The following is a 22,287-nucleotide window of genomic DNA, read 5'->3' as shown; positions in this document are numbered from 1 at the left end:
TTTAGGGTGGTTTGGGCGAAGCGCGTTGGCTGCTCGTGGCATGGATATTCCGTCCAGTTTCGTGGAATATTCCGTTCACGGTAAATCTGGCGCTATTCTCAAACCCGCTGCGGGTGAACGGCACGGGGGGCGTTTCGCCCGCCCCCCGTGGCCCCCGGCATGGCGCTGAAAACTGCCGCTGCGCGGTACGCTCCACTCCGGCTTCATCTGGCGGACCGGGCAGGACTCGACGTCCCTGTCTCGACCTGCCTCTCTGGCCGCTTTATTCGTCCCATGGATGGGACGAATAACCTGGCGGAGGCAAGCCTTACAGGGACGTTACCTCTTGCCGTCCCCGAATAGCCAGACGGCGGAGACGAAGGTATCGCGCAGCGACGATTTTTCTTGCCGGGATGCCGGGTCCCCAGGGCCGGGCGAAACCGGCCCTGGGCCGTTCACCTGCACTGCTGGAAACAGAAGCATGCGGGACCAATGGTGAACGGAACATTCCACCGAACATTTCACAGAACAAACTAAGAAAAAACGCCTTCACCCAAACCATCGTTCCACGGCGATCCATCAGCCAGGCCCGACCCGCGCAAAAGCTACCCGTTGACCCACGCCAGCGTAAACCCATCCCAGCCCTTGCTGCCCACCGTCTGCAGCGCCGTCACCGTCAGGCGCGGATCGCTGCCCATCATCTCAATAAACCGCCGCACGCCCTGGACTCGCTCATCGGCGCTGTGCGGGTTGGCCACTTCCCCATCCCGTACCACGTTATCGCCGATAATCAGCGTTCCCGGGCGGGAGTAGCGCAGCGCCCACTGCAGATAGTGCGGGTTGTTGGGCTTATCGGCATCGATAAAAATCAGATCAAACGCGGGGCGATCGCCGAGGCTCTCAAGGGCTGCCAGCGCCGGACCTTCGCGCAGCGTGACCCGATCGTCCACGCCCGCCAGCTGAAGATTCTGCCGCGCGATCTGCGCGTGGTGCGGGTCGGCTTCCAGGGTCAGCAGCTCGCCGTCCGGCGGCAGCTCGCGCGCCATCCAGATGGTGCTATAGCCGCCGAGCGTGCCTATCTCCAGCACCCGCCGGGCGCGGGTGATGCGCACTAGCAGCGCCAGAAACTGGCCCTGGTTGGCGGCAACGTCGTAGGCCGGAAGGCCGGCGCGCTGGTTATTCTCTAACACCTGCTGCAATAGCGGGTCGTGCGGGATCAGCGTTTCAACAAGATAATTATCTACAGCAGACCATTGTTGTTGCATGCAAATTTCCTGTATTACGTCCCTGATGAATCAGACCAGCCGCCTCCCAGCGCCCGATATAAATCAACCTGGGCCAGCAGCAGGTTATTTTTCACCTGCACGACGCTGGTTTGCGTCGAGAACAGGGTGCGCTGGGCGTCCAGAACCTCGAGATAAGAGGAGTAGCCGTTGCGATAGCGGTTGCCGGCAATCCGTAGCGTCTCCTGCGCCACCGCCTCCTGATCCTGCAGCTCCGTGAGCTGCTCGCCGTAGCGGGTGATGGCGTCCAGGCTATCGTTGACCTCGCGAAACGCGCCGCGCACCGTTTTCTCATAGCCGTACAGCGCCTGGTTACGCTGGGCCATCGAGACGTCGACCTGGGCGTTCAGCGCCTGGCGGTTAAGCAGCGGGGCGAGAATACTGCCGCCGAGGCTCCACAGCCGCAGCGGGTTATCGAGCAGGTCGGGCAGCGTGCGGTCCTGCATGCTGCCGGTGGCGGTTAAGTTGATCGATGGCAGCAGCCGGGCCTGAGAAGAGGCAAGGGTGGCATCGGCGGCGAGCAGCTGGTGCTGGGCCTGCACGATATCCGGTCGGCGGCTCAGCAGGCTGGAGGGCAGCTGCGACGGCAGCGCCAGCGGCGTCAAATGGGCAAAGTCCTGGCGGCTGATGGCCTGCGGGTTGCTGCCGATCAGCACGCTAAGGGCGTTCTCCTGCTGGGCAATTTGATGCTCCAGCGGCGGGATCTGCGCCCGGGTAGATCGCAGCTCCGAATCGGCCTGCATCAGCTCGAGGCGCGAGGTGTAGCCGGTCTCAAACTGGCGTTTAGCCATGCTGTAGGCGTCCTCGCGGGATTTCAGCGTCTGCCGGGTGACCCGCAGCTGCTCGTCCAGAGAGAGCAGCGTCAGGTAGCCTGCCGCCACCGAGGTGGCGACGGTCAGATCGGCGGCAGCGGCGGCGGCCTTCTGCGCCTCAAGGGTGGCGTCGGCGGCGTCGGCGGCGCTGCGGTTGGCTCCCCAGATATCGACGTCATAGCTGGCGGTCAGCCCGCCCTTATAGACCGTACTGTGGACGGGCAGGCCGGTGGCGGCGGACTGCGCGCGGGCGCGACTGCCGGTCAGCGAGGCGTCAAGGGACGGAAACAGGCTGCCGTCGGCGGCGTAGGCCCGCGCCTGGTATTCATTGACCCGTTCGCGGGCGATCAGCACATCGCTGTTATAGCGCAGCGCCTGTTCCACGTACTGATTGAGCTGGCTGTCGTGAAAGTTGCGCCACCACACGCCCTCAAGCGGGCTGGCGGGACCGATATCGGCGCGCCAGGCGGCGGGGATCTGCAGCGACGGCGCTGCGGGCGGCACGTCTGCCGACCGGCAGCCGGCCAGCGCGACGCTCAGCGCCAGCGCAAGGGTGAGCCGGCGCATCATGGCTTCTCTCCCTCACGGGTATCGATGGTGACCTGCACCGACATGCCGGGGCGCAGATGCTGGCTATTTTTCTGCCCCTCATCGACCGCGATGCGCACCGGAATTCGCTGGGCAATTTTGACAAAGTTGCCGGTGGCGTTGTCCGGTGAAATGGCGCTGAACTCAACCCCGGTCGCCGGGGAGATACTCTGGACGACGCCGCGGAACTTCTCGCCGCTGAGCGCATCGACGCTAAAGGTTGCCGCCTGGCCGATGCGAATGTGCGCCAGCTGGGTCTCTTTCATATTGGCGATCACCCAGTGCTGCGGCGGCACCAGCGACGTCAGGTGGGTACCGGCGCTGACGTAGGCGCCGAGCCGGACGGAAATTTGCCCCAGCTGTCCGTCGGTTGGCGCAACGATCCGCGTATTCTGCAGATCGATATCCGCCAGCTCCAGCGCGGCCCTGGCGCTGGCAACGTCGGCCTCCAGGGCGTCGCGGTTGACGATGGTGGATTGCAGGTCCTGACGCGACATTTCCAGCGTGGCTTTCGCCTGTTCAATATCGGCGGCGCCCTGCGCGGCGCTGGCCCTTGCCGAGTCGCGCTCGCGAATCGACAGCGAGCCGTCGGCGGTCAAATCCTGCACGCGTTTTAAGTCGGCCTGGGTTTTCTGATTCTGCGCGCGGGCATTTTGCAGCGCGGCCTCGTTGCGGGCAATGACCGCCTGGGCGCTTCTGCGCTGCTGCTGGTTATTTTTCAGCGCCGACTCCTTCATCGCCAGGGTGGCCTGCGCCTGGTGGACGCGCTGCTTGTAGATCCGGTCGTCAATCTGGAACAGCGTCTGCCCGGGTTTAACCTGGGCAAAATCCTGAACGTTGACGGCGGTGATATAGCCGCTGACCTGCGGACTGATAAAGGTGGTCTGCCCGCGCACGTAGGCGTTATCGGTAAACTGGCTGTGGCGGGTGAACGGCGGCAGCTGCCACGCGTATAAAATCACCAGCACTCCAACGAGGCCAATGGCGGCGGCGGTAAAAATAGAGACCACGCGGATATTATTGCGGGTATTGGCCTGTTGCCTGGCGGCATCCTGCTGACTCATAACGACTCCAGAGTAAAAATTATCTTTGTTATTTGTTTCCCGTCGCGCGTTTAAGCGCAATGCGAGCGGTAATACGCAGCCTTATCAGGCGCCAGAACACCCATATCAGCGTGCCGGCGGAAATCATCGCCGTCAGCAGATAGGTGTCATTGTAGGCAAGAATATTGGCCTGCAGCGTTGAGGCGTTCTGCAGGAGCGTGCTGGCCTGAACGTTCAGCAGCGTGCTGTCGCCAATCTGGCTTTGATACATCTGGCTGTATTGCTGAAGGCGCTCGGCAATCAGCGGATTCAGCGTGGTTATCTGGTCGGCGAGCTGGCTGGAGTGAAACTTTTCCCGCCAGGTCTGAAAGGTGCCGAGGATCGCCGACCCCAGCAGGCCGCCGACGTTCTGGCTCATGCCAAATAGAACCGAAAAGCTCACCAGGTTGCGCTGGTCGGCAATGACCCCGCCGATCCCGGCCAGCATCGCCGGTGCCAGGAAGAACGCGCTGCCGAAGCCGAGCAGGAACTGGCTGAACATCAGCTGCTCGGGACGCGTCAGGATGGTCGACTGGCTGTCGAGCAGCGAGGCTACCATGATCAGCGCCAGCGCGGTGGCGGTGGGCCAGTAGAGCCGCTGCGGGTTCAGCGTCAGGCAGCTGGCGATAATTCCGCAGAGGATCCCGGCGAAAATCGACCACGCCAGCTGGGTCATCTGTTCGTTCTGGAGCCCGACGTACTGCAGCCAGCCGATAACGCCGGTGTTCTGCTCCGCCAGCACGATGCGCATCAGCAGCATAATTAACCCCAGGCGCAGGATGCTGCCGCTGGAGAGCCAGTGGGTGTTGAGCAGCGGGTTGCTGCGGTTGTGCTCGAAGGCGATGGCCGACACAATCAGCACCACCGCGCCCGCCAGCGCCCAGCCGATCCACGGGGCCTCAAACCACCATTCAAGACGGCCCAGCGAGAGGACGGCGCAGACCAGCGCCATGCCCGGGGCCAGCAGAATAAAGGTAATGAAGTCCTTTTTCTCGAACACCTTCTTCCGATCGCTGGGGGGCAGCTTGAGCACCATCACGCAGGCGAGTGAGACCAGCGCCAGCCCCAGTTCAAAAAAGTAGAGGCCGCGCCATTCGTCAAGCTGCAGCAGCTCCGTGGAGAAGAGGCGGGCGAGAGGGATCGCCAGCGACGAGCCGGTTATCCCAATGGTCAGCGCCTTCAGGCGGTGGCGGGCGGGCCATGCCTGCACCTGATAATAAATGCCCAGCGAGCTGAGCGCCGCCGCCACCATGCCGTGCGCGGCGCGAACCATCATGGCCGAGCTGAGATCGTTGACGAAGAGGTGGAAAAAGGTCACCAGCACGTACAGAACCAGAAAGCCTTCGGTAAAGGCGCGCAGGCCGAACTGCTGGCGAAATTTGACCAGCAGCAGGTTGATCGAGACGTTGGTCATAACGTAGACCGCCGGCAGCCAGGCGATCTCCGTCGACCAGGCGGCGAAGGTTCCCTGCAGGTTCTGCAGGTTGGCGGTGACCACCGCGTTGCCCAGCGCGCCGGTCAGGCAGACCAGCAGCCCGACGATGCCGTAGGCGATACGCTTTGGCGTAGAGTGAATCGGCGTCGACGGCGAGCCGAGGATCGCCGGCTTTTCATGCGGCGCCCAGTCGTGGGGCACGTAGGGGTTTTCAGGACGGCGAGGCATTACTTTTTCTCCACCTCGCGCAGCAGTTTTTCCAGCACCAGGTGGGTTTGCTGCCGCTCCTCCGGGCTAATGGCGCTTAAGATCTCTTCGCGTAAATCATCGGCCACCGTTTTGACCTGCAGATAGAGCTCAAGGCCTTTGTCGGTGGCAACCAGCAGGCGCTTGCGCCGGTCGCTGTCGGTTTTTACGCGCTCCACCAGCGCTAACTCCACCAGGCGGTTGATCAGCGGGACGATGGTGGCGCTCTCTACGCCCAGCTCCTGGGCCAGCTCGCTTTGTGACAGCGGCTGCTCGTTGCGGGCAATCGCCGAGACCGCGACCCAGCTGGCCTGGCTCATGCCGAGGTCCTTGAGGCGGCGGTTGACCGCCAGCCGCCAGTGATGGGCGGTGAGGTAGAGTAAATGGGAAAAGGTGAGCTGTCGGTTATCCATAATTTTCCGCAAAGTCATTAGAGCTCTAATGAGTTTATGCCCGACGGATTGGCGAATTCAAGGTGAAATAGAAAAATTGTTAATGGGTTGTACGAAAAGCGTACGGTTGGCGGTGAAAGAGCAAAAAAAGCCCGGGCCAGGGCCCGGGCTGTCGTGGCGATCGTCGTCGAGCCTTAGCCCGGATAGATCCCGCGATCTTTACGCGCCATCAGAATACGCTCACAGGCGACGATGTAGGCCGCGGTACGCAGAGAGCACTCTTTGTCGGCGGCTTTCTCGCAGACGTGGACGATCGCATCGGTCATGATGCGGTCCATTTTGGCGTTGATCTCCTCCTCGCTCCAGAAGAAGCTCGCCATATCCTGCACCCACTCGAAGTAGCTGACGGTCACGCCGCCGGCGTTGCAGATAACGTCCGGCACCACGATCACGCCGCGCTCGGCCAGCACGTCATCGGCCTCGGGATAGGTCGGGCCGTTCGCGCCTTCCAGCACCAGCTTGCAGCTGATTTTTTCCGCGCGCTCGCGGGTGATCTGACCCTCCAGCGCCGCCGGGATCAGAATATCCATCGGCGTGGTCCAGAACGCTTCTTTGTCGATTTCGCGGGCGCCAGGGAAGCCGGCAATCTGCTTCTTCTCCGCCTGCCATGCGGTCAGGGCGGCCATATCAATCCCGCCCTCGTTGAACAGCGTCGCGGTGTGGTCCTGAATCACCACCACCCGAGCGCCAACTTCGGAGAACAGGCGGGCCGCTTCGCTACCCACGTTACCAAAGCCCTGCAGCGCAACTTTCGCGCCCTCAATTTCAATTCCGAAGCGGCCAGCCACTTCGCGACCGGTGATAAACACGCCGCGGCCGGTGGCCTTTTCACGACCGAGAGAACCGCCGAGGTGGATTGGCTTACCGGTGACCACGCCGGTGATGGTGGTGCCGTGGTTCATGGAGTAGGTATCCATCATCCACGCCATCACTTTGCCGTTGGTGCCGACGTCCGGCGCCGGGATATCCTTTTGCGGCCCGATGATAAGGCCGATTTCGCTGGTGTAGCGGCGGGTCAGACGCTCCAGCTCGCCTTCCGACAGGCTGAACGGGTCAACGCGAACGCCGCCCTTAGCGCCGCCGTAAGGAATATTGACCGCCGCGCACTTAATGGTCATCCAGGCAGAAAGCGCCATCACCTCGTTGAGGTCAACGTCCGGATGGTAGCGAACACCACCTTTACCCGGGCCACGCGAAAGATTGTGCTGTACGCGATAGCCTTCAAAATGGCGGATGGTGCCGTCATCCATCTGCACCGGGATATCGACGATCAGCGCGCGCTTCGGGTGACGCAGGGTTTCCACCCAGTAGGCGAGGTCGCCCAGATAAGGCGCTACGCGGTCGATCTGGCGCAGATAGGTGGTCCATGGAGATGCACTACTTTCAGATGCGTAAGATAACTTTTCCATAAGAGTCCTGTTCTCAATGTTATTTATATCGTGTGAAACCGTGGAATAGGTACAGCAGTAAACTCTGTGTGAAGAATAATATCACCAATTTTATAAAGCAGTATTTGACGGCCATGGCGAATTTTAAATTTTTGTTAGAAATTTTATTTTTTAAGTGAATAACTACGCACTAAAAAGCCACCTCATGCAGTGCATTTATATTCACATTATATGCAAATTAGTGAATATAAAAATAAATTATCTATATTTTTCATTACCTTGATGATCTTCAAAAAGTGAATAAATGCCGTGATGCCGTATTGACTTTACGGCACAACAGGCCCCAGCATGAGAGCACGCAACACACAAGGTGTTAACCATGACTTAACAATTACCCCTGCGTTGATAAGGGCTTTATTTCCTGCGCTGAATTTCACCGCCGCGCAACGGATTCGCTCGCAATAAAAACGGCGGCCGGGAATTGTTAATTTCAAATATCCACGACTGACAAATTTAATTATTGTCAACCATTGTTCCGGAGAAGCGTTATGTCAGGCAGTATTACTCGTGAAGATTTTGATTCTTATATGGTTCCCTGCTTCGCTCCGGCCCCGTTTATTCCGCTGAAAGCGGCGGGTTCGAGAGTATGGGATCGGCAGGGTAAAGAGTATATCGACCTGGCGGGCGGCATCGCCGTTAACGCTCTTGGGCACTGCAACCCGGCGCTGGTGGAGGCGCTAAAGGCGCAGCTCGACAGCCTGTGGCATATCGGCAACGGCTATACCAACGAGCCGGTGCTGCAGCTGGCTAAAACCCTGGTTAACGCCACCTTTGCCGATAAGGTTTTCTTCTGCAACTCCGGGGCGGAAGCCAACGAAGCGGCGCTGAAGCTGGCGCGCAAATATGCGCGCGACAAGTTCGGCGCCGATAAAAGCGAAATTATCGCCTTCAACAACGCCTTCCACGGCCGCACGCTGTTTACCGTATCCGTAGGGGGACAGCCGAAATACTCCTGCGATTACGCGCCGCTGCCGCCGGATATTACCCATCTGCCGTATAACGATATCGCGGCGCTCACCGCCGCCATCTCAGCGCGAACCTGCGCGGTGATCGTTGAGCCGATTATCGGCGAGGGCGGCGTGGTTCCGGCCGATCCGGCATTCCTCAGGACGCTGCGCGAGCTGTGCGATCGGCATGAGGTCACGCTGATTTTTGACGAAGTTCAGACCGGAGCCGGGCGGACCGGCGCGCTCTACGCCTATCAGCACTACAACGTGATCCCGGACATTCTCACCAGCGCCAAGGGGCTGGGCGGCGGCTTCCCGATTGGCGCCATGCTGGTGAAAGAGGCGTGGGCGCAGGTTTTCCAGCCGGGAACCCACGGCACCACCTTCGGCGGCAATCCGCTGGCGGCAACGGCGGCCAACGGCGTTCTGGCGCAGCTCGATGATGCCCTGCTGGCCGGGGTTGGCGAGCGCCACGACGCGATCGTCGCGGGGCTGAATGCGCTGAACGCGAAGTACGATCTCTTCAGCGCGGTGCGCGGCGTCGGGCTGCTGATTGGCGCCGAGCTGGCGAGCCGCCTGCGCGGCCAGGCCAAAGCGCTGACCAACCTCGCGGCGCAGGAGGGGCTGATTGCCCTGATTGCCGGGCCTGACGTCCTGCGCTTTGCCCCCGCGCTCAATATTCCGCTGGCGGACATTGAGGAAGCCTTCGCGCGCCTCGACTGCGCCGTCGCCCGCCTGACGCGCTAATCTGGGAGACGGTTTATGATGCTATTTCGTCCCGTCAGGGAAAACGATCTCGACGACATCATCCGCCTCGCCTCACGGGCGGGGGTTGGCATGACGTCGCTCCCCAACGATCCCGCGCGGCTGGCCGCGCGGATCCAGCGCAGCGTTGACACCTTCGCCGGCAGGCTTCCCCGCGGGCAGCAGGGCTTCCTGTTCGTGCTGGAGGATACCGACCTGTCGCGGGCGGTGGGCGTCAGCGCCATTGAGGTGGCGGTGGGGCTCGACGAACCCTTTTACAATTTCCGCCTGCAGCGCACGGTTCGCGCCTCGAAGGAGCTGGGGGTCTATAAAAATCAGGAGCTGCTGAACCTGAGCTACGACCACACCGGCCACAGCGAGCTCTGCACCCTGTTTCTCGACCCGGAGTATCAAAAAAACCGCAACGGGCTGTTCCTCTCCAAAGCGCGGTTTTTATTTATCGCCGCCTTCCGGGAGCTGTTTTCGCCGCATCTGTTCGCCGAGCTGCGCGGGCGCAGCGATGAGCAGGGCAATTCGCCGTTCTGGGACGCCCTGGGCCACCACTTCTTCGATATTCCCTTTGCCGACGCCGACCGGCTGACCGGCACCGGCATGAAAACCTTCATTGCCGAGCTGATGCCGGCGTATCCGATTTACGTCTCGCTGCTGCCGGAAAACGCCCGCCAGGCGATTGGCGAGGTTCACGCCAATACCTCACCGGCGCGGGCGATCCTCGAAAAAGAGGGCTTCAGCTGGCGCGGATCGGTCGACATTTTCGACGCCGGTCCGGTGCTTGAAGCGCAAACCGACAGCATCAGAGCGATCGGCGAGAGCCAGTTTATCCCTGCCATGCACGTCATGGCGCAGCGGGCGGCGCCGATCATCGTCGCCAATAACCAGTTTGAAGGCTTCCGCGCGGTGCTGCTGACCCCGGAAGAGAACCACCAATGCGAACACGCCGCGCTGGACGCCCTCGAGGTTAGCGAGACTGACCGGGTTCATGCGGTAACACTCAATCCGGAGAGCAGAACATCATGGCAATAAACGCACATTTTATCGCAGGAGAGTGGCTGCAGGGCTCGGGGGCGCCGTTAATCAAGGTGGCGCCGGAAAACCAGGCGCCGCTGTGGCAGGCGGCCAGCGCGGGTGCGGCGGAGGTGCAGGCCGCCTGCGCGGCGGCGCGCGGCGCCTTTTACGCCTGGTCCCATCTGGCGCTGGCGGAGCGTATTGCCCGCGTGCAGCGCTTTGCCGCGCTGCTGGATGCGCATAAAGAGGCGCTGGCGGAGATGATTTCTCGCGAAACCAGCAAGCCGCTGTGGGAAACCCGCACCGAGGTGCAGGCGATGATCGGTAAAGCGGCGATCTCCATCGACGCCTACGCCGAGCGCACCGGCGATCGCGAATCGGCGATGCCGGACGGCAAGGCCCTGCTGCGCCACAGGCCGCACGGGGTGATGGCGGTCTTCGGCCCCTACAACTTCCCCGGCCATTTGCCCAACGGCCATATTATTCCGGCGCTGATCGCCGGCAACACGGTGGTCTTTAAGCCCAGCGAGCTGACCCCGGCAACCGCCGAGCTGACCGTTCAGCTATGGCAGCAGGCGGGGATCCCGGCAGGGGTTATCAACCTGATTCAGGGCGGCAAAGAGACCGGCCAGGCGCTGCTGGAAAACCGCGATATCGACGGGGTGCTGTTTACCGGCAGCGCCGCGGTCGGCACCCACTTCCACCGCTATCTCGGCGGCCAGCCGGAGAAGATGCTGGCGCTGGAGATGGGCGGCAACAACGCGCTGATCGTCGCCGACGCGGCCGATACCGACGCGGCGCTGCACGTGATTATCCAGTCAGCGTTTATCTCCGCCGGACAGCGCTGCACCTGCGCCCGCCGTCTGCTGGTCAGACACGGGGAGCAGGGCGACGCGCTGCTGCAGCGGCTGGTTGCCGCCAGCGCCAGCATTCGCGCCGGCCGCTGGGATGCCGAACCGCAGCCGTTTATGGGCGGCGTTATCTCCCTGCAGGCGGCGCAGGCAATGCTGGCGGCGCAGGACAAGCTGGAACGCCTCGGCGGCAAGGTGCTGCTGCGCATGACCCAGCCGGACCCGAACTCCACGCTGCTCACGCCGGGGATTATCGACGTCACCGGGATCGACGTGCCGGACGAAGAGTATTTTGGCCCGCTGCTGACGGTGGCGCGCTACGAGCAGTTTGATGAGGCGATCCGCATGGCGAATAACACCCGCTACGGGCTGGCGGCGGGGCTGATTTCTGCCGACCCGGCGCTGTTCGCCAGGTTCAGCGACGAAGCGCGCGCCGGGATCGTCAACTGGAACAAGCCGCTGACCGGCGCCTCCAGCAAAGCGCCGTTTGGCGGCGTGGGCGCCTCCGGCAACCACCGGGCGTCGGCCTGGTACGCGGCGGACTACTGCGCCTGGCCGATGGCCTCGCTGATTAGCGAAACGCTGACGCTGCCGGCGGCAACGTCGCCCGGCCTGCCATTCTGACAACGGATTCTGTGAGGACACTATGTCTGGTTTTGAAGCTAATTTTGACGGCCTGGTTGGGCCAACGCACCACTACGCCGGGCTGTCGGTCGGTAACGAAGCCTCGCAAAATAACCGCGACGGCGTATCCAACCCGAAGAAGGCGGCGCTGCAGGGCTTATGCAAAATGAAGGCCCTCGCCGACAGGGGCTTTATTCAGGGGATTTTACCCCCGCAGCCGCGGCCGAATATCGCCGCCCTGCGCGGTCTGGGCTTCGACGGCAGCGATGAGCAGGTGATTACTCGCGCCGCCGCCGACGCGCCGCATCTGCTCTCGGCCTTCAGCTCCGCATCGTCGATGTGGACCGCCAACGCGGCGACGGTATCGCCATCCGCCGATAGCGCCGACGGCAGGCTGCATTTTACGGTAGCCAACCTGACCAACAAGCTGCACCGCTCCCAGGAAGCGCCCACCACCGCGGCGATTTTGCGCGCAACCTTTGCCGACGAAAATTATTTCGTCCATCACCATGCCCTCGCTCAGCACGGCGACCTGGGCGATGAAGGGGCGGCAAACCACAACCGCTTCTGCTACGACTACGGCCGTAAGGGGCTGCAGCTGTTTGTCTACGGCAGGCGCGCCAGCGGCGGCGTGGCCCCGCAAAAATATCCGGCGCGCCAGACCCTGGAGGCGAGCCAGGCGGTGGCGAGGCTGCATCGGCTGAACCCGGAATATACCGTCTTTGCCCAGCAGGATCCGGCGGCCATCGACGGCGGCGTGTTCCATAACGACGTGATTGCGGTGAGCAATCGCCACGTGCTGTTCCACCATCAGCAGGCCTTTGTGCAGCAGCAGGCGCTGCTGGAGACCCTGCGGGAAAAAGCGGCCCGCCTGGATATTCCGTTTGTCAGCGTCGAGGTTCCGCAGGCGCAGGTGGGGCTCAACGACGCCGTCGCCTCGTACCTGTTCAACAGCCAGCTGCTGAGCAAGCCGGACGGCAAAATGCTGATCGTGGTGCCGGAAGAGTGCCGCCAGCGGGAGAACGTCTGGCACTACCTGAGCGGGCTGGTGAGCGACAGCGCCTCGCCGATCGACGAGCTGGCGGTATTCGATCTGCGCGAAAGCATGCGCAACGGCGGCGGCCCGGCCTGCCTGCGCCTGCGGGTGGTGCTGAACCACGCCGAGCTGGCGGCGGTGAATCCGCATAGCCTGATGGACGACGCGCGCTATCTGCAGCTCACGCAGTGGGTTGAAAAGCACTATCGCGATCGCCTCCACGCCCGCGACCTGGCCGACCCGCAGCTCCTGAGCGAGGTCTATCAGGCCCTTGATGAACTGACGCAGATTTTGCGCCTGGGCTGCATCTATGACTTCCAGCGCTAAGGGACCGGGAATGGACGACAAGGTGAATGATTTGCTGCACTGCCGGCTGGCGAAGTGGGCGTTTCCCGCGGAAATCGAGGCGCGCTGGCTGGCGGACGGCGTGCTGCAGCTGCTGCCGCAGAGGCCGTGGCGGCAGGCGACGATCGTTTCGGCCGGGATCCACGGCAACGAAACCGCGCCGATAGAGCTGCTGCTGGAGATTGTGCATGCGCTAAGCCAGGGCCGGCAGCCGCTGTCGCAGGCGCTGCTGATCGTCTTCGGCAACCTGCCGGCGATCCGCGCCTCTCGTCGCTACCTGCATAACGACCTCAACCGCCTGTTCGGCGGGCGTCATCTGCGCGCGGCGCCGGGCAACGAGTCCCGACGCGCGGCAGAGCTGGAGGCGGCGGTCCTGGCGTTCTATACGGCGGCCGACGCGCAGGGCCCCGTCGCCAGAGCGCATCTCGATCTGCATACCGCCATCCGCGGCTCGCGCTACCGCCAGTTTGCGCTTCTGCCCGCGCGGGAGGGGGAGTACAGCGCCGGGTTTTATCGGCTGCTCTCTGCCAGCGGCATGGATGCGGTGGTGCGGCATACCGAACCCGGCGGGACCTTTACCCACTTTACCGGCGAGGCGTTCGCCGCCGAAAGCGCGACGCTGGAGCTGGGCAAGGTGATGCCCTTTGGCGAGAACGATCTGCGCCTGTTTGCCGCCGCCGATGCGGCGCTGCGGGCGACGATCGGCGGCGGCGCGCTGCCGTCGCGTCAGAAGGAGCCGATGCACCATTTTGTGGTTCAGGAGAGCATCATCAAGGGCGACGATCGCTTCACCTTGCACCTCGATGCCAAAATCGAAAACTTCACCGCGCTTGCCGCCGGGCAGGTTGTTGCCCGCCAGGCGGAGAAGACGTGGGTTATCGATGCCCGGGCTCCCTATATCCTGTTTCCAAATGCGGGAGTGGCAAACGGGCAACGCGCCGGTTTGCTGCTGAAGTCTGCCGCGCCATGCCTTTCTTTGCCTCTCTGAAGGAATCGACATGACTCAACATCAACGTGAGGGGCAGGAGCATCCTGCCATCGACGGGGAGTGCCCGTCGCAGCTCAAACGCGGCCTTGGCGCCCGGCACATTCAGATGATTGCGCTGGGCGGCGCTATCGGTACCGGCCTGTTTATGGGGGCGGGACGGAATATTGCGGTGGCGGGGACCTCGATCCTGCTGATCTACCTGCTGGTGGGCTTTTTTACCTATATGGTGATGCGGGCGATGGGCGAAGTGCTGCTCACCCGCCTGGATTACCGCTCTTTCGCCGATTTCGTCGGCGATTATCTGGGGCCGCAGGCGAGCTTTTACCTCGGCTGGACCTACTGGCTGAGCTGGGTGGTGACCTGTATCGCCGACGTGGTGGTGTGCGGCAGCTATATGCAGTACTGGTTTCCCGAGATGTCGGCGTGGATGCCGGCCCTGAGCACCCTCGGCATTCTGTTCCTGTTCAATTTGCTGTCGGTGAAGATGTTTGGCGAAGCTGAGTTCTGGTTTGCGCTGATCAAGGTGATTACGATTATCGCGCTGATTGTGACCGGCGCGTGGATGATCGCCATCGGCTGGACCTCGCCGGACGGCGTGAAGGCTTCGCTGCACCATATCACCGACCCGGCGGTCTTTATGCCCCACGGCGTCACCGGCTTCCTCGCCGGCTTCCAGATAGCGATTTTCTCCTTTACCGGGATTGAGCTGCTCGGGACGATGACCGCGGAAACTCGCGATCCGCAGAAGATCTTACCCAAGGCGATCAACGCGCTGCCGCTGCGGATCATCATTTTTTATCTGCTGTCTATGGTGGTGATTATTGCCGTGGCCTCGTGGCCGGGCGTCTCGCCCGACGCCAGCCCGTTCGTCACCCTGTTCGCCAAAGCCGGCCTGCCCGCCGCCGCGGCGGTGATTAACTTCGTGGCCCTGACCTCGGCGATGTCGTCGGCCAACAGCGGGGTCTACTCCAGCACCCGCATGCTGTACGGCCTGTCGGTTGAGAAACACGCCCACGGGCAGTTTCGCATCCTGTCGCGCCATACCCGCATTCCGGTGCGCAGCCTGCTGTTCTCCTGCTTCTGCATGCTCAGCGGCACGCTGCTGCTGTTCCTCGTGCCGAACGTGATGACTCTGTTCACCATCGTCTCGACGCTGGCGGCCATTATGGTGGTCTTCAGCTGGGGAATGATCCTCGTGGCCTACCTGGTGTATCGGCAAAAGCGCCCGGACCTGCATGAAAGCTCGACCTTTAAGATGCCGGCGGGCGTGGCGATGAGCTGGCTAAGCCTGCTGTTTTTTGCCTTCGCTATTTTTATCATGATCTTCGACCCCGATACCCTGAAGGCGCTGATCGCCACGCCGCTGTGGTTTATCGCGCTGTGGCTGTGCTGGAAGATGAAGCAGAAGCGAGAAGGGCAAACGCGGCTGGAGAAACTTAACGCCTGACGGGATACAATCGGCCTAATCGGCTGCGCGGCGATAAAGAGCGACTTTGTCGCCGCGCAAATTGAAAAGGAGAGGGTATGTCAGATAATTTCCCGGCGCTGTCCGCCGATACGCTGGCGGCAGCGAACCTCGTCGGCGCATGGCTGGCGCAGGACGATTTTACAACGCTGGCGCAGAAGCTGCCGTTTGAGGTGGTGGTGCTGGCGGGCAACGCGGTGATCCCAACCATTGATGCCGCCTGTCGGCTGACGGCTGAGGCTGAGGTTCCGCTGCTGATAAGCGGCGGGATCGGCCATTCAACGTCGTTCCTCTATGAGGCGGTACGCAACGACCCGCGCTATGGCTCGCTGCCGGTTGAGGGGCGCGCCGAGGCGCATATCCTTGCCGATATCGCCCATCAGTACTGGCACATACCGCGCGAGCGGATCGTGGCGGAAGCGCGCTCCACCAACTGCGGCGAGAACGCGCGCTTTACCCGCGAGGTGCTCGAGGCCGAGGGGCTGGCGCACCGCGTCGGGGTGGTTATCCAGGACCCGACCATGCAGCGGCGCACGATGGCGACCTTCGCCCGGGTCTGGCAGGGAGAAGATCCGCTCCCGCGCTGGTACAGCTATCCGGGCTGCGCGCCGCAGCTGCACAACACGCCGGAGCAGGGCCTCGCGTTCAGCGGCGCAGCGCAGGGGCTGTGGCCGGTGGGGCGCTACCTGGCGCTACTCCTTGGCGAGCTGCCGCGCCTGCAGGACAGCCCCCAGGGTTACGGCCCGCTGGGCAAAGATTTTATTGCCCACGTTGATACGCCTCCCCGGATTGTCAGCGCGTGGCGCCAGCTGCGTGAAGATAGCCTCCTGACCCACGCCCTCGGGGATCGCACCTTAGGCTGATGGGTTTTGCCCGTTTGTGACGGATTTGTCGCAAACGGGCAGATTGTGTTGTCTGAATGTAACGTTTTCTCCGGGCTTTGGGCCCGATTCTATGAAGTAATTCACATAATCACGCCTGCGAACCGCTCCGGTCGTCTCTTATGGATAGATTTTTAACAAATAAATCACTTGTTAAAAACAATAAATCCACAGGAGCAGGCTATGACAGCACCCGTTCAGCACCCGATGTATATTGATGGTCAGTTTGTTGCCGGGCGCGGCGACGCCTGGATTGACGTGCTTAATCCTGCCACCGAAGCGCTGCTCTCCCGCATTCCCGATGGCAGCGCCGAAGACGCGCGGCGGGCTATTGATGCCGCCGAACGCGCGCAGCCGGGCTGGGAGGCGCTGCCAGCTATCGAGCGCGCCGGCTGGCTGCGTAAAATCGCCGCTGGGATCCGCGAACGCGCGGGGGTGATTGCGGCGCTTATCGTTGCCGAAGGCGGGAAGACCCAGCAGCTGGCGGCGGTGGAGGTCTCTTTTACCGCCGATTATCTCGACTATATGGCCGAGTGGGCGCGGCGCTACGAAGGTGAAATCGTGCAAAGCGACCGTCCCGGTGAAAACATCCTCGTGTTCAAACGCGCCCTCGGCGTGACCACCGGCATTCTGCCGTGGAACTTCCCGTTCTTCCTGATTGCCCGCAAGCTCGCCCCGGCGCTGCTGACCGGCAACACGATTGTGATCAAACCGAGCGAGTTCACCCCTAATAACGCCGTCGTCTTCGCGCAGATTGTCGACGATATCGGCCTGCCGAAGGGGGTGTTTAACCTCGTGCTGGGCCGCGGGGAGACCGTCGGCCAGGAGCTGGCGGCGAACCCGAAAGTGGCGATGGTGAGCATGACCGGCAGCGTGGGCGCGGGGGAAAAAATCATGGCCGCCGCGGCGAAAAATATCACCAAAGTGTGCCTCGAGCTGGGCGGCAAGGCGCCGGCGATTGTGATGGATGACGCCGACCTCGAGCTGGCGGTCCGGGCGGTGGTCGATTCGCGGGTGATCAACAGCGGGCAGGTATGCAACTGCGTCGAGCGCGTTTACGTCCAGAAGGGGATCTACGATCGCTTCGTTAACCGCCTCGGCGAAGCGCTGAAAGCGGTGCAGTTCGGCGACCCGGCGCAGCGGGATGATATTGCCATGGGGCCGCTGATCAACGCCGCCGCCCTGGAGCGGGTCGAGGAGAAGGTGGCTAAAGCGCTGGCCCAGGGCGCGCGGCTGGCGCTCGGCGGTAAAGCGGTCGCCGGCAGCGGCTATTTTTATCCGCCGACGCTGCTGCTGGACGTGCGCCAGGAGATGGATATCGTCCACGAAGAAACCTTTGGCCCGGTGCTGCCGGTGGTGGCATTTGACACGCTTGAGGAGGCGCTGGCGATGGCCAACGACAGCGACTATGGGCTGACGTCGTCGATCTATACGCGCGACCTGAACGTGGCGATGAAGGCGATTAAGGGGCTGAAGTTTGGCGAAACCTACATCAACCGCGAAAACTTTGAGGCCATGCAGGGCTTTCACGCGGGCTGGCGCAAATCGGGCATCGGCGGCGCCGACGGCCGCCACGGTCTGAACGAGTACCTGCAGACCCAGGTGGTCTATCTGCAGGCCTGAGTCGCGGGGTGAAAAGGCGGATAGCCGAGGGCTATCCGCTGCGGTTACAACCTATTTAGCAAACTTATCCAGCACGCGGATGAGCTGGGTGACGAAGCCGTACTCGTTGTCGTACCACGCCACGGTTTTGACCAGCTGAACGTCGCCGGCCTCGGCGATTTCAAGCTGGGTGGCGTCGTAAATCGAGCCAAAATGGCTGCCAATCACGTCGGATGAGACGATCTCCTCCTCGGTATAGCCGAAGGATTCATTATTCGCCGCCGCGTTCTTCATCGCCTGATTGACCTCTTCGGCGGTGACCTTTTTCTCAAGAATCGACACCAGTTCGGTGACCGACCCGGTTTTGGTCGGCACGCGCTGGGCATGGCCTTTCAGCCTGCCGCTGAGCTCCGGAATGACCAGACCAATCGCCTTCGCCGCCCCGGTGGTGTGCGGGATGATGTTTTCCGCCGCCGCGCGCGAGGCGCGTAAATCCTTGCCGCGCGGGCCGTCCACCAGCGACTGGGTGCCGGTGTAGGCGTGAATGGTGGTCATCGTGCCGAGCCTGATGCCGAACGCACCGTGGAGCACTTTGGCCATCGGCGCCAGGCAGTTGGTGGTGCAGGAGGCGACGGAGATAATGGTGTCGTCCGCGGTGAGGGTGTCGTCATTGACGTTGTAAACGATGGTTTTCATCTCCCCGGCGGGGGCGGAGATGAGGACCTTTTTCGCCCCGGCGCTGAGGTGGGCCTGGGCTTTTTCCGTCGAGGTATAGAAGCCGGTGCACTCAACGATAAGCTCCGCGCCCGCGCTTTCCCACGGAATGTTCCGGGCCTCTTTCTCCGCGTAGACGGTGATGCTCTTACCGTTAACGATCAGGGCGTCGTCGGTGAAGTCCACGCTCCACGGGAAGGGACCGTAGTTAGAGTCATGTTTTAGCAGGTAGGCCAGCACTTTTGGCGAGGTGAGGTCGTTAATGGCCACCACCTCCAGCGGGCTGTTAACTTCCAATAAACGGCGTAATACCAGACGTCCGATACGACCAAATCCATTAATTCCAAGCTTGCTCATGGAAAATCTCCTGGTGAGTCGGTTAGAGGGTAAAACTCATACAGGCATACTCCAGTCGGCCGATTTGGGCAACCCGCAAAATCGACCGGAGGGGCTAAGCTTTTGAAAAAACGCGACAGAAACATTCATGCTTTCGGCGATGAAGTGGGGCCGGGAAACACTGCCCGACGGGGCTGATTGGCACGGTACGAGCCTGCTGTCGCGGAAAATAACCGAAGCAGGCTGCGTCACCGCGGCGGCCATCTCAAAGAGCAGCGCGCCGGGATAGGGAGATGCCGGGAGGCATTTTCGCCTCTCAGCATTATGGCACCTGCGTGGCGCAGTAATTCTCGGCCGTTCAGATGCGGGAAAAGCCTTCGGCGTCGGCGATAACCACGGCGTTGCGGCCGGATCGTTTGGCTTCATAGAGCGCCAAATCGGCCCTGCGCAGGACGCTGTAAACGTCGTTTACGCTATCGCTGAACCCGGCAACGCCGAGGGAGATGGTTACCCTATCGGCGTGCGGGAAATCGGCATTTTCAATCCCCACCCGGATGCGCTCCGCCACTTCTGCCGCCGCGGTCAGGCCGGTATCCGGGAGGAATACGACAAACTCCTCGCCGCCAAACCGGCAGGCAACCTGCCCGTCGGCGCAGAGGTTGCGCAGCTTATCGCTGAACGTGACCAGCACCGCATCCCCGCCGTCATGGCCGTGCAGATCGTTAATCTTTTTGAAATGGTCGATATCAATCGCAATGACGCAGCGCCCGGCGCAATGGGGGGACTGTTGCAGCAGGGTGCTGAACCCTTTGCGGTTATAGAGTCCGGTAAGCGGGTCCGTCATCGTTTCATCGCTGAGGGCGTTGACCCGCCGGGCCATTATTTGCAGATGCAGGCTGAACGCCTCTTTAAGGCGCTCGGCTTCCTTGTACCAGACGTTAATGTTGGCCAGCTTTTTGCGCGTGGACTCGTTGTTTTCCGCGCGGGTGAATTCGGCGAGCTTTTCTAGCGGTGCCGAAATGATGGCGGCAAAAAACGTCACGGTTGTCACCGTCAGGAAGATGATCGCGAGCGTGAACCAGAAGGCGTTTACCACCGTCTGCATTAATATACGCGATACGCTTTCCGACGCCCCCGAGATGATAATCTTCCAGTCGGCCTGCTTCAGGCTGGCGTAGCCCACCAGGCTGTCTGCGCTTTTGTCATCGCCAAAAAAGTGGCCGTTCTGCGCGTTAATAATCTGCTCCTGCAGGCCGGGTGCGGAGTTAAACTCGCCCCCAACGCGCGCCGGATTGCGATTAAAGATGATTTTTCCGTCATTATCGATAACGCTGACGTCCGTCGTATTTTCATAGAAATGCATGCTGAGAATATCGCTGAGCATGCTCTCTTTTTGCAGGTAGATGCTGCCGCCGATATAGCCGATATAGTCGCCGCCGGGGCTAAATAGTGGCTGAGAGACAAACACCACGTAATTACCCGCCGCCGAGATGAAAGGTTCAGAGATAAAGAGCTTTTTAGCGGCAATGGCCTGTTGGCTGGCGCTCGAGTGCAGCTTTATCCCCACCAGCTTGAGGCTCTCCGGGGAGGCGGCGGCAATAACGGCGTTGGAATTAACGATAACCACCGAGTTGAAAAAACCGGACTGCAGGCGCAGCCTTTCCGCTTCGCTCTTCAGCTGCTGGGGATCGTTAAGGGCTTTTATCTGCCCGGCGCTGTAGGCCAGCTCCCGCTGCGCCGTCACCAGGTAGCGGTCGGTGGTATCCGCCAGCTTACGGGCGTAAGCGAGGTTGTTCTCAAGCAGCCGGTTCTCAATATTGCCCTTTTGGAAAAGCGTCAGGGCGCTGAGCAGCAGCATTGATGTCAGCAGGATCCCTCCGACGGACAACATCAGCATGAGAGTGCGCAGATGCAGTTTTTTTCCTGGCATAAGTTTTCACGTATCTCAAAAATTTTGCGCATTTTATCAGTTTTTTAGCGCAGAACATAAGCCGCTTCTGCCGCTCCGTCGGCTAATAGCAGGTTCTGACAATCGGGCGACCGCCCGCTATTATGATGCATCGTTATGCGGGGCGTTAATCGCTGCTGCTTGTATGATATCAGGGGCGGTCAGAGCGTCCCCTTCGGAGAACGCCAGGTGACATAGCTTGCGTAGCCTGAATCGGTACTCTCAATTTTTATCCAGCCCAGTCGCGTTAATTCCAGCGAAATAAATTTGTTTAAAATGCCGTGACCCATGCTGACCACGTGTCCGTATCGCTCCGCCGCGTCGATCAGCTTCCGCACCACCCTGGCGGCTCTCATTCGGACTTCAGCTTTTGCTTCAGAACCGCGCGCAAGATCGGCAAGCCAGAGCAGGCGAAACAGTATCAGCCAGATGCCGGAGGGGAATTTTATCAGCGGAACCTGGATAACCGGCAGCGGCGCTTCGCTGAGTTCGTGGAGGATAGCGTTCGGGTTTGCACCCAGCGTAGATAGAGACGTAAGCGCGCGCGGCAGGGGGCTGGACACGATATAGTCGGCGGCCTCGCAGGCGGATTTTGTCCTCGGGCAGGGCATTTCAGCTACCGTGGCCGCATTGTAATCCGCTATCCAGGCATGCATTTCGCGAGCTTTAAGCCAGCGCACGCCGCGGCGGGCTGCGATTTCAGGCTTCCCGTGCCGCATTAAGGTAATGTCCATATTGGTACAGTCTGGTAATGAAATAAGTAGAGGCAATATAACATACCGCTAATTACTCGCTATCGGCGGCATGAACAGGGGCGAAGGGGCTGGTCTGCCAGGTGCGTCCATCGCACTTAATCAGCTACTGAACCCACTCTTTTTTTAGCAGCGCGTAGATATACGTATTATCGTATCTTTTTTCCCCGTTCTCCCTTTCAAAGGAAACAAACTCTTTAAAACAACCTTCACGTCGCATATGAAGACGTTCACAAAGCTTTTGCGAAGCCAGATTGTAATCTTCAACCCATGCGTACAAACGCCTGGCGCCTTTTTCATTGAATAAATATTGAAACAGGGCGGTGGCCGATTGTATTGCAAAACCCTGCTTCGCATAACGTGAGTTAAAATGCCATCCTACCGACCAGGTATTGCTGTCTGCTTCGCCGCTATTGTCAGCAAACAAATGCCCGATTAATTGGTCTGTTTCTTTGATACAGACGGCAAACTGTCCCGGATCGTTCGCTCTTTTCAGCACCTCTTGCTTTGCCTCTTCTAACGAATGTAGTTTTTCATCCAAAAAACAAGGGGCCAGCGGCGAGGAAAGGTAGTCAAAAAGGGCGGCGGCGTCCTTTTCCATAAATGGGCGAATAATCAGTCCTGGGGTTTTTATAATGCTCATAATAATCTCGGATGGTTTAATTTCTTATGCAATTTAATTCCGGCCAGCAGGTGCGGTAGC

At 60.9% G+C, this 22,287-nt stretch carries 19 protein-coding genes; 8 read left to right on the top strand and 11 right to left on the bottom strand.

Features of this window, described 5'->3' with window-relative positions:
• Positions 1-584: 584 nt before the first annotated feature.
• From MMW58_RS16010 to MMW58_RS30320, 7 genes are all read right to left on the bottom strand, one after another.
• Positions 585-1,244 (bottom strand): O-methyltransferase, encoded by a 660-nt coding sequence (locus MMW58_RS16010; RefSeq protein WP_371822939.1) that lies wholly within the window; start codon positions 1,242-1,244, stop codon positions 585-587.
• Positions 1,245-1,258: 14 nt separating this feature from the next.
• A complete protein-coding gene (locus MMW58_RS16005) occupies positions 1,259-2,644 on the bottom strand; it encodes an efflux transporter outer membrane subunit (protein ID WP_241721609.1) in 1,386 nt (461 codons plus the stop codon).
• Complete coding sequence (locus MMW58_RS16000; protein ID WP_241721608.1) at positions 2,641-3,726, bottom strand: HlyD family secretion protein; 1,086 nt, start codon at positions 3,724-3,726, stop codon at positions 2,641-2,643. Before MMW58_RS16000 ends, MMW58_RS16005 begins: the two co-directional genes overlap by 4 nt.
• Positions 3,727-3,754: 28 nt before the next feature.
• The gene (locus MMW58_RS15995; RefSeq protein WP_241721607.1) at positions 3,755-5,407 is read right to left on the bottom strand and encodes an MFS transporter; all 1,653 of its coding nucleotides are present in this window, start codon (positions 5,405-5,407) and stop codon (positions 3,755-3,757) included.
• A complete protein-coding gene (locus MMW58_RS15990) occupies positions 5,407-5,838 on the bottom strand; it encodes a MarR family winged helix-turn-helix transcriptional regulator (RefSeq protein ID WP_041145284.1) in 432 nt (143 codons plus the stop codon). The genes MMW58_RS15995 and MMW58_RS15990 overlap by 1 nt, the downstream gene beginning before the upstream one ends.
• 173 nt (positions 5,839-6,011) lie before the next feature.
• Complete coding sequence (locus MMW58_RS15985; RefSeq protein ID WP_241721606.1) at positions 6,012-7,286, bottom strand: Glu/Leu/Phe/Val family dehydrogenase; 1,275 nt, start codon at positions 7,284-7,286, stop codon at positions 6,012-6,014.
• Between the two features lie 206 nt (positions 7,287-7,492).
• On the bottom strand, positions 7,493-7,579 hold the full coding sequence (locus MMW58_RS30320; RefSeq protein WP_306463078.1) for a hypothetical protein: 87 nt from the start codon (positions 7,577-7,579) through the stop codon (positions 7,493-7,495).
• Positions 7,580-7,813: 234 nt separating this feature from the next.
• Between MMW58_RS30320 and MMW58_RS15980 the strand changes: the two genes are divergently transcribed.
• From MMW58_RS15980 to aldA, 8 genes are all read left to right on the top strand, one after another.
• Entirely contained in the window at positions 7,814-9,019 is a 1,206-nt protein-coding gene (locus tag MMW58_RS15980; protein ID WP_241721605.1) for a bifunctional succinylornithine transaminase/acetylornithine transaminase, read from the top strand.
• Between the two features lie 18 nt (positions 9,020-9,037).
• The gene (gene astA, locus MMW58_RS15975; RefSeq protein ID WP_166646191.1) at positions 9,038-10,060 is read left to right on the top strand and encodes an arginine N-succinyltransferase; all 1,023 of its coding nucleotides are present in this window, start codon (positions 9,038-9,040) and stop codon (positions 10,058-10,060) included.
• A complete protein-coding gene (gene astD / locus MMW58_RS15970; RefSeq protein ID WP_241721604.1) occupies positions 10,051-11,517 on the top strand; it encodes a succinylglutamate-semialdehyde dehydrogenase in 1,467 nt (488 codons plus the stop codon). Before astA ends, astD begins: the two co-directional genes overlap by 10 nt.
• Before the next feature lie 22 nt (positions 11,518-11,539).
• The gene (astB, locus tag MMW58_RS15965) at positions 11,540-12,880 is read left to right on the top strand and encodes an N-succinylarginine dihydrolase (RefSeq protein WP_241721603.1); all 1,341 of its coding nucleotides are present in this window, start codon (positions 11,540-11,542) and stop codon (positions 12,878-12,880) included.
• A gap of 10 nt (positions 12,881-12,890) precedes the next feature.
• Positions 12,891-13,886, top strand: coding sequence for a succinylglutamate desuccinylase (gene astE / locus MMW58_RS15960; RefSeq protein ID WP_241723736.1), 996 nt, complete (start codon positions 12,891-12,893; stop codon positions 13,884-13,886).
• Positions 13,887-13,896: 10 nt separating this feature from the next.
• Positions 13,897-15,333, top strand: coding sequence for an amino acid permease (locus MMW58_RS15955; protein WP_241721602.1), 1,437 nt, complete (start codon positions 13,897-13,899; stop codon positions 15,331-15,333).
• 77 nt (positions 15,334-15,410) lie between these two features.
• The gene (locus MMW58_RS15950; protein WP_241721601.1) at positions 15,411-16,214 is read left to right on the top strand and encodes a YdcF family protein; all 804 of its coding nucleotides are present in this window, start codon (positions 15,411-15,413) and stop codon (positions 16,212-16,214) included.
• Positions 16,215-16,415: 201 nt separating this feature from the next.
• Complete coding sequence (gene aldA / locus MMW58_RS15945) at positions 16,416-17,855, top strand: aldehyde dehydrogenase (protein WP_241721600.1); 1,440 nt, start codon at positions 16,416-16,418, stop codon at positions 17,853-17,855.
• Between the two features lie 51 nt (positions 17,856-17,906).
• Here the strand turns inward: aldA and gap are convergent, their stop codons facing one another.
• The 4 genes from gap to MMW58_RS15925 all read right to left on the bottom strand — a co-directional run bounded on the left by gap (position 17,907) and on the right by MMW58_RS15925 (position 22,227).
• A complete protein-coding gene (gene gap / locus MMW58_RS15940; RefSeq protein ID WP_241721599.1) occupies positions 17,907-18,905 on the bottom strand; it encodes a type I glyceraldehyde-3-phosphate dehydrogenase in 999 nt (332 codons plus the stop codon).
• A 337-nt stretch (positions 18,906-19,242) separates the two neighbouring features.
• Positions 19,243-20,814: a sensor domain-containing diguanylate cyclase gene (locus tag MMW58_RS15935; RefSeq protein WP_241721598.1), complete on the bottom strand. Its 1,572-nt coding sequence runs from the start codon at positions 20,812-20,814 to the stop codon at positions 19,243-19,245.
• Positions 20,815-20,993: 179 nt separating this feature from the next.
• A complete protein-coding gene (locus MMW58_RS15930; protein ID WP_241721597.1) occupies positions 20,994-21,566 on the bottom strand; it encodes a hypothetical protein in 573 nt (190 codons plus the stop codon).
• 124 nt (positions 21,567-21,690) lie between these two features.
• On the bottom strand, positions 21,691-22,227 hold the full coding sequence (locus MMW58_RS15925) for a GNAT family N-acetyltransferase (RefSeq protein WP_241721596.1): 537 nt from the start codon (positions 22,225-22,227) through the stop codon (positions 21,691-21,693).
• Positions 22,228-22,287 lie beyond the last annotated feature (60 nt).

It is taken from the genome of Klebsiella sp. HC6 (assembly GCF_022605325.1).
GTDB classification, from domain to species: Bacteria; Pseudomonadota; Gammaproteobacteria; order Enterobacterales; family Enterobacteriaceae; genus Klebsiella; species Klebsiella terrigena.
The sequence above is the reverse complement of the archived record's forward strand: the minus strand, read 5'-3'. Positions and strand labels throughout refer to the sequence as shown.

Bases quoted from the DNA above. Each gene is read 5' to 3' on its own strand.
- MMW58_RS15930 (WP_241721597.1), bottom strand. From the start codon at position 21,566: ATGGACATTACCTTAATGCGGCACGGGAAGCCTGAAATCGCAGCCCGC.
- MMW58_RS15990 (WP_041145284.1), bottom strand. From the start codon at position 5,838: ATGGATAACCGACAGCTCACCTTTTCCCATTTACTCTACCTCACCGCC.
- MMW58_RS15955 (WP_241721602.1), top strand. From the start codon at position 13,897: ATGACTCAACATCAACGTGAGGGGCAGGAGCATCCTGCCATCGACGGG.
- MMW58_RS15995 (WP_241721607.1), bottom strand. From the start codon at position 5,407: ATGCCTCGCCGTCCTGAAAACCCCTACGTGCCCCACGACTGGGCGCCG.
- MMW58_RS15985 (WP_241721606.1), bottom strand. From the start codon at position 7,286: ATGGAAAAGTTATCTTACGCATCTGAAAGTAGTGCATCTCCATGGACC.
- MMW58_RS15950 (WP_241721601.1), top strand. From the start codon at position 15,411: ATGTCAGATAATTTCCCGGCGCTGTCCGCCGATACGCTGGCGGCAGCG.
- MMW58_RS16000 (WP_241721608.1), bottom strand. From the start codon at position 3,726: ATGAGTCAGCAGGATGCCGCCAGGCAACAGGCCAATACCCGCAATAAT.
- aldA (WP_241721600.1), top strand. From the start codon at position 16,416: ATGACAGCACCCGTTCAGCACCCGATGTATATTGATGGTCAGTTTGTT.
- MMW58_RS15925 (WP_241721596.1), bottom strand. From the start codon at position 22,227: ATGAGCATTATAAAAACCCCAGGACTGATTATTCGCCCATTTATGGAA.
- MMW58_RS15935 (WP_241721598.1), bottom strand. From the start codon at position 20,814: ATGCCAGGAAAAAAACTGCATCTGCGCACTCTCATGCTGATGTTGTCC.
- astE (WP_241723736.1), top strand. From the start codon at position 12,891: ATGGACGACAAGGTGAATGATTTGCTGCACTGCCGGCTGGCGAAGTGG.
- astD (WP_241721604.1), top strand. From the start codon at position 10,051: ATGGCAATAAACGCACATTTTATCGCAGGAGAGTGGCTGCAGGGCTCG.
- MMW58_RS16005 (WP_241721609.1), bottom strand. From the start codon at position 2,644: ATGATGCGCCGGCTCACCCTTGCGCTGGCGCTGAGCGTCGCGCTGGCC.
- MMW58_RS16010 (WP_371822939.1), bottom strand. From the start codon at position 1,244: ATGCAACAACAATGGTCTGCTGTAGATAATTATCTTGTTGAAACGCTG.
- MMW58_RS15980 (WP_241721605.1), top strand. From the start codon at position 7,814: ATGTCAGGCAGTATTACTCGTGAAGATTTTGATTCTTATATGGTTCCC.
- astA (WP_166646191.1), top strand. From the start codon at position 9,038: ATGCTATTTCGTCCCGTCAGGGAAAACGATCTCGACGACATCATCCGC.
- astB (WP_241721603.1), top strand. From the start codon at position 11,540: ATGTCTGGTTTTGAAGCTAATTTTGACGGCCTGGTTGGGCCAACGCAC.
- gap (WP_241721599.1), bottom strand. From the start codon at position 18,905: ATGAGCAAGCTTGGAATTAATGGATTTGGTCGTATCGGACGTCTGGTA.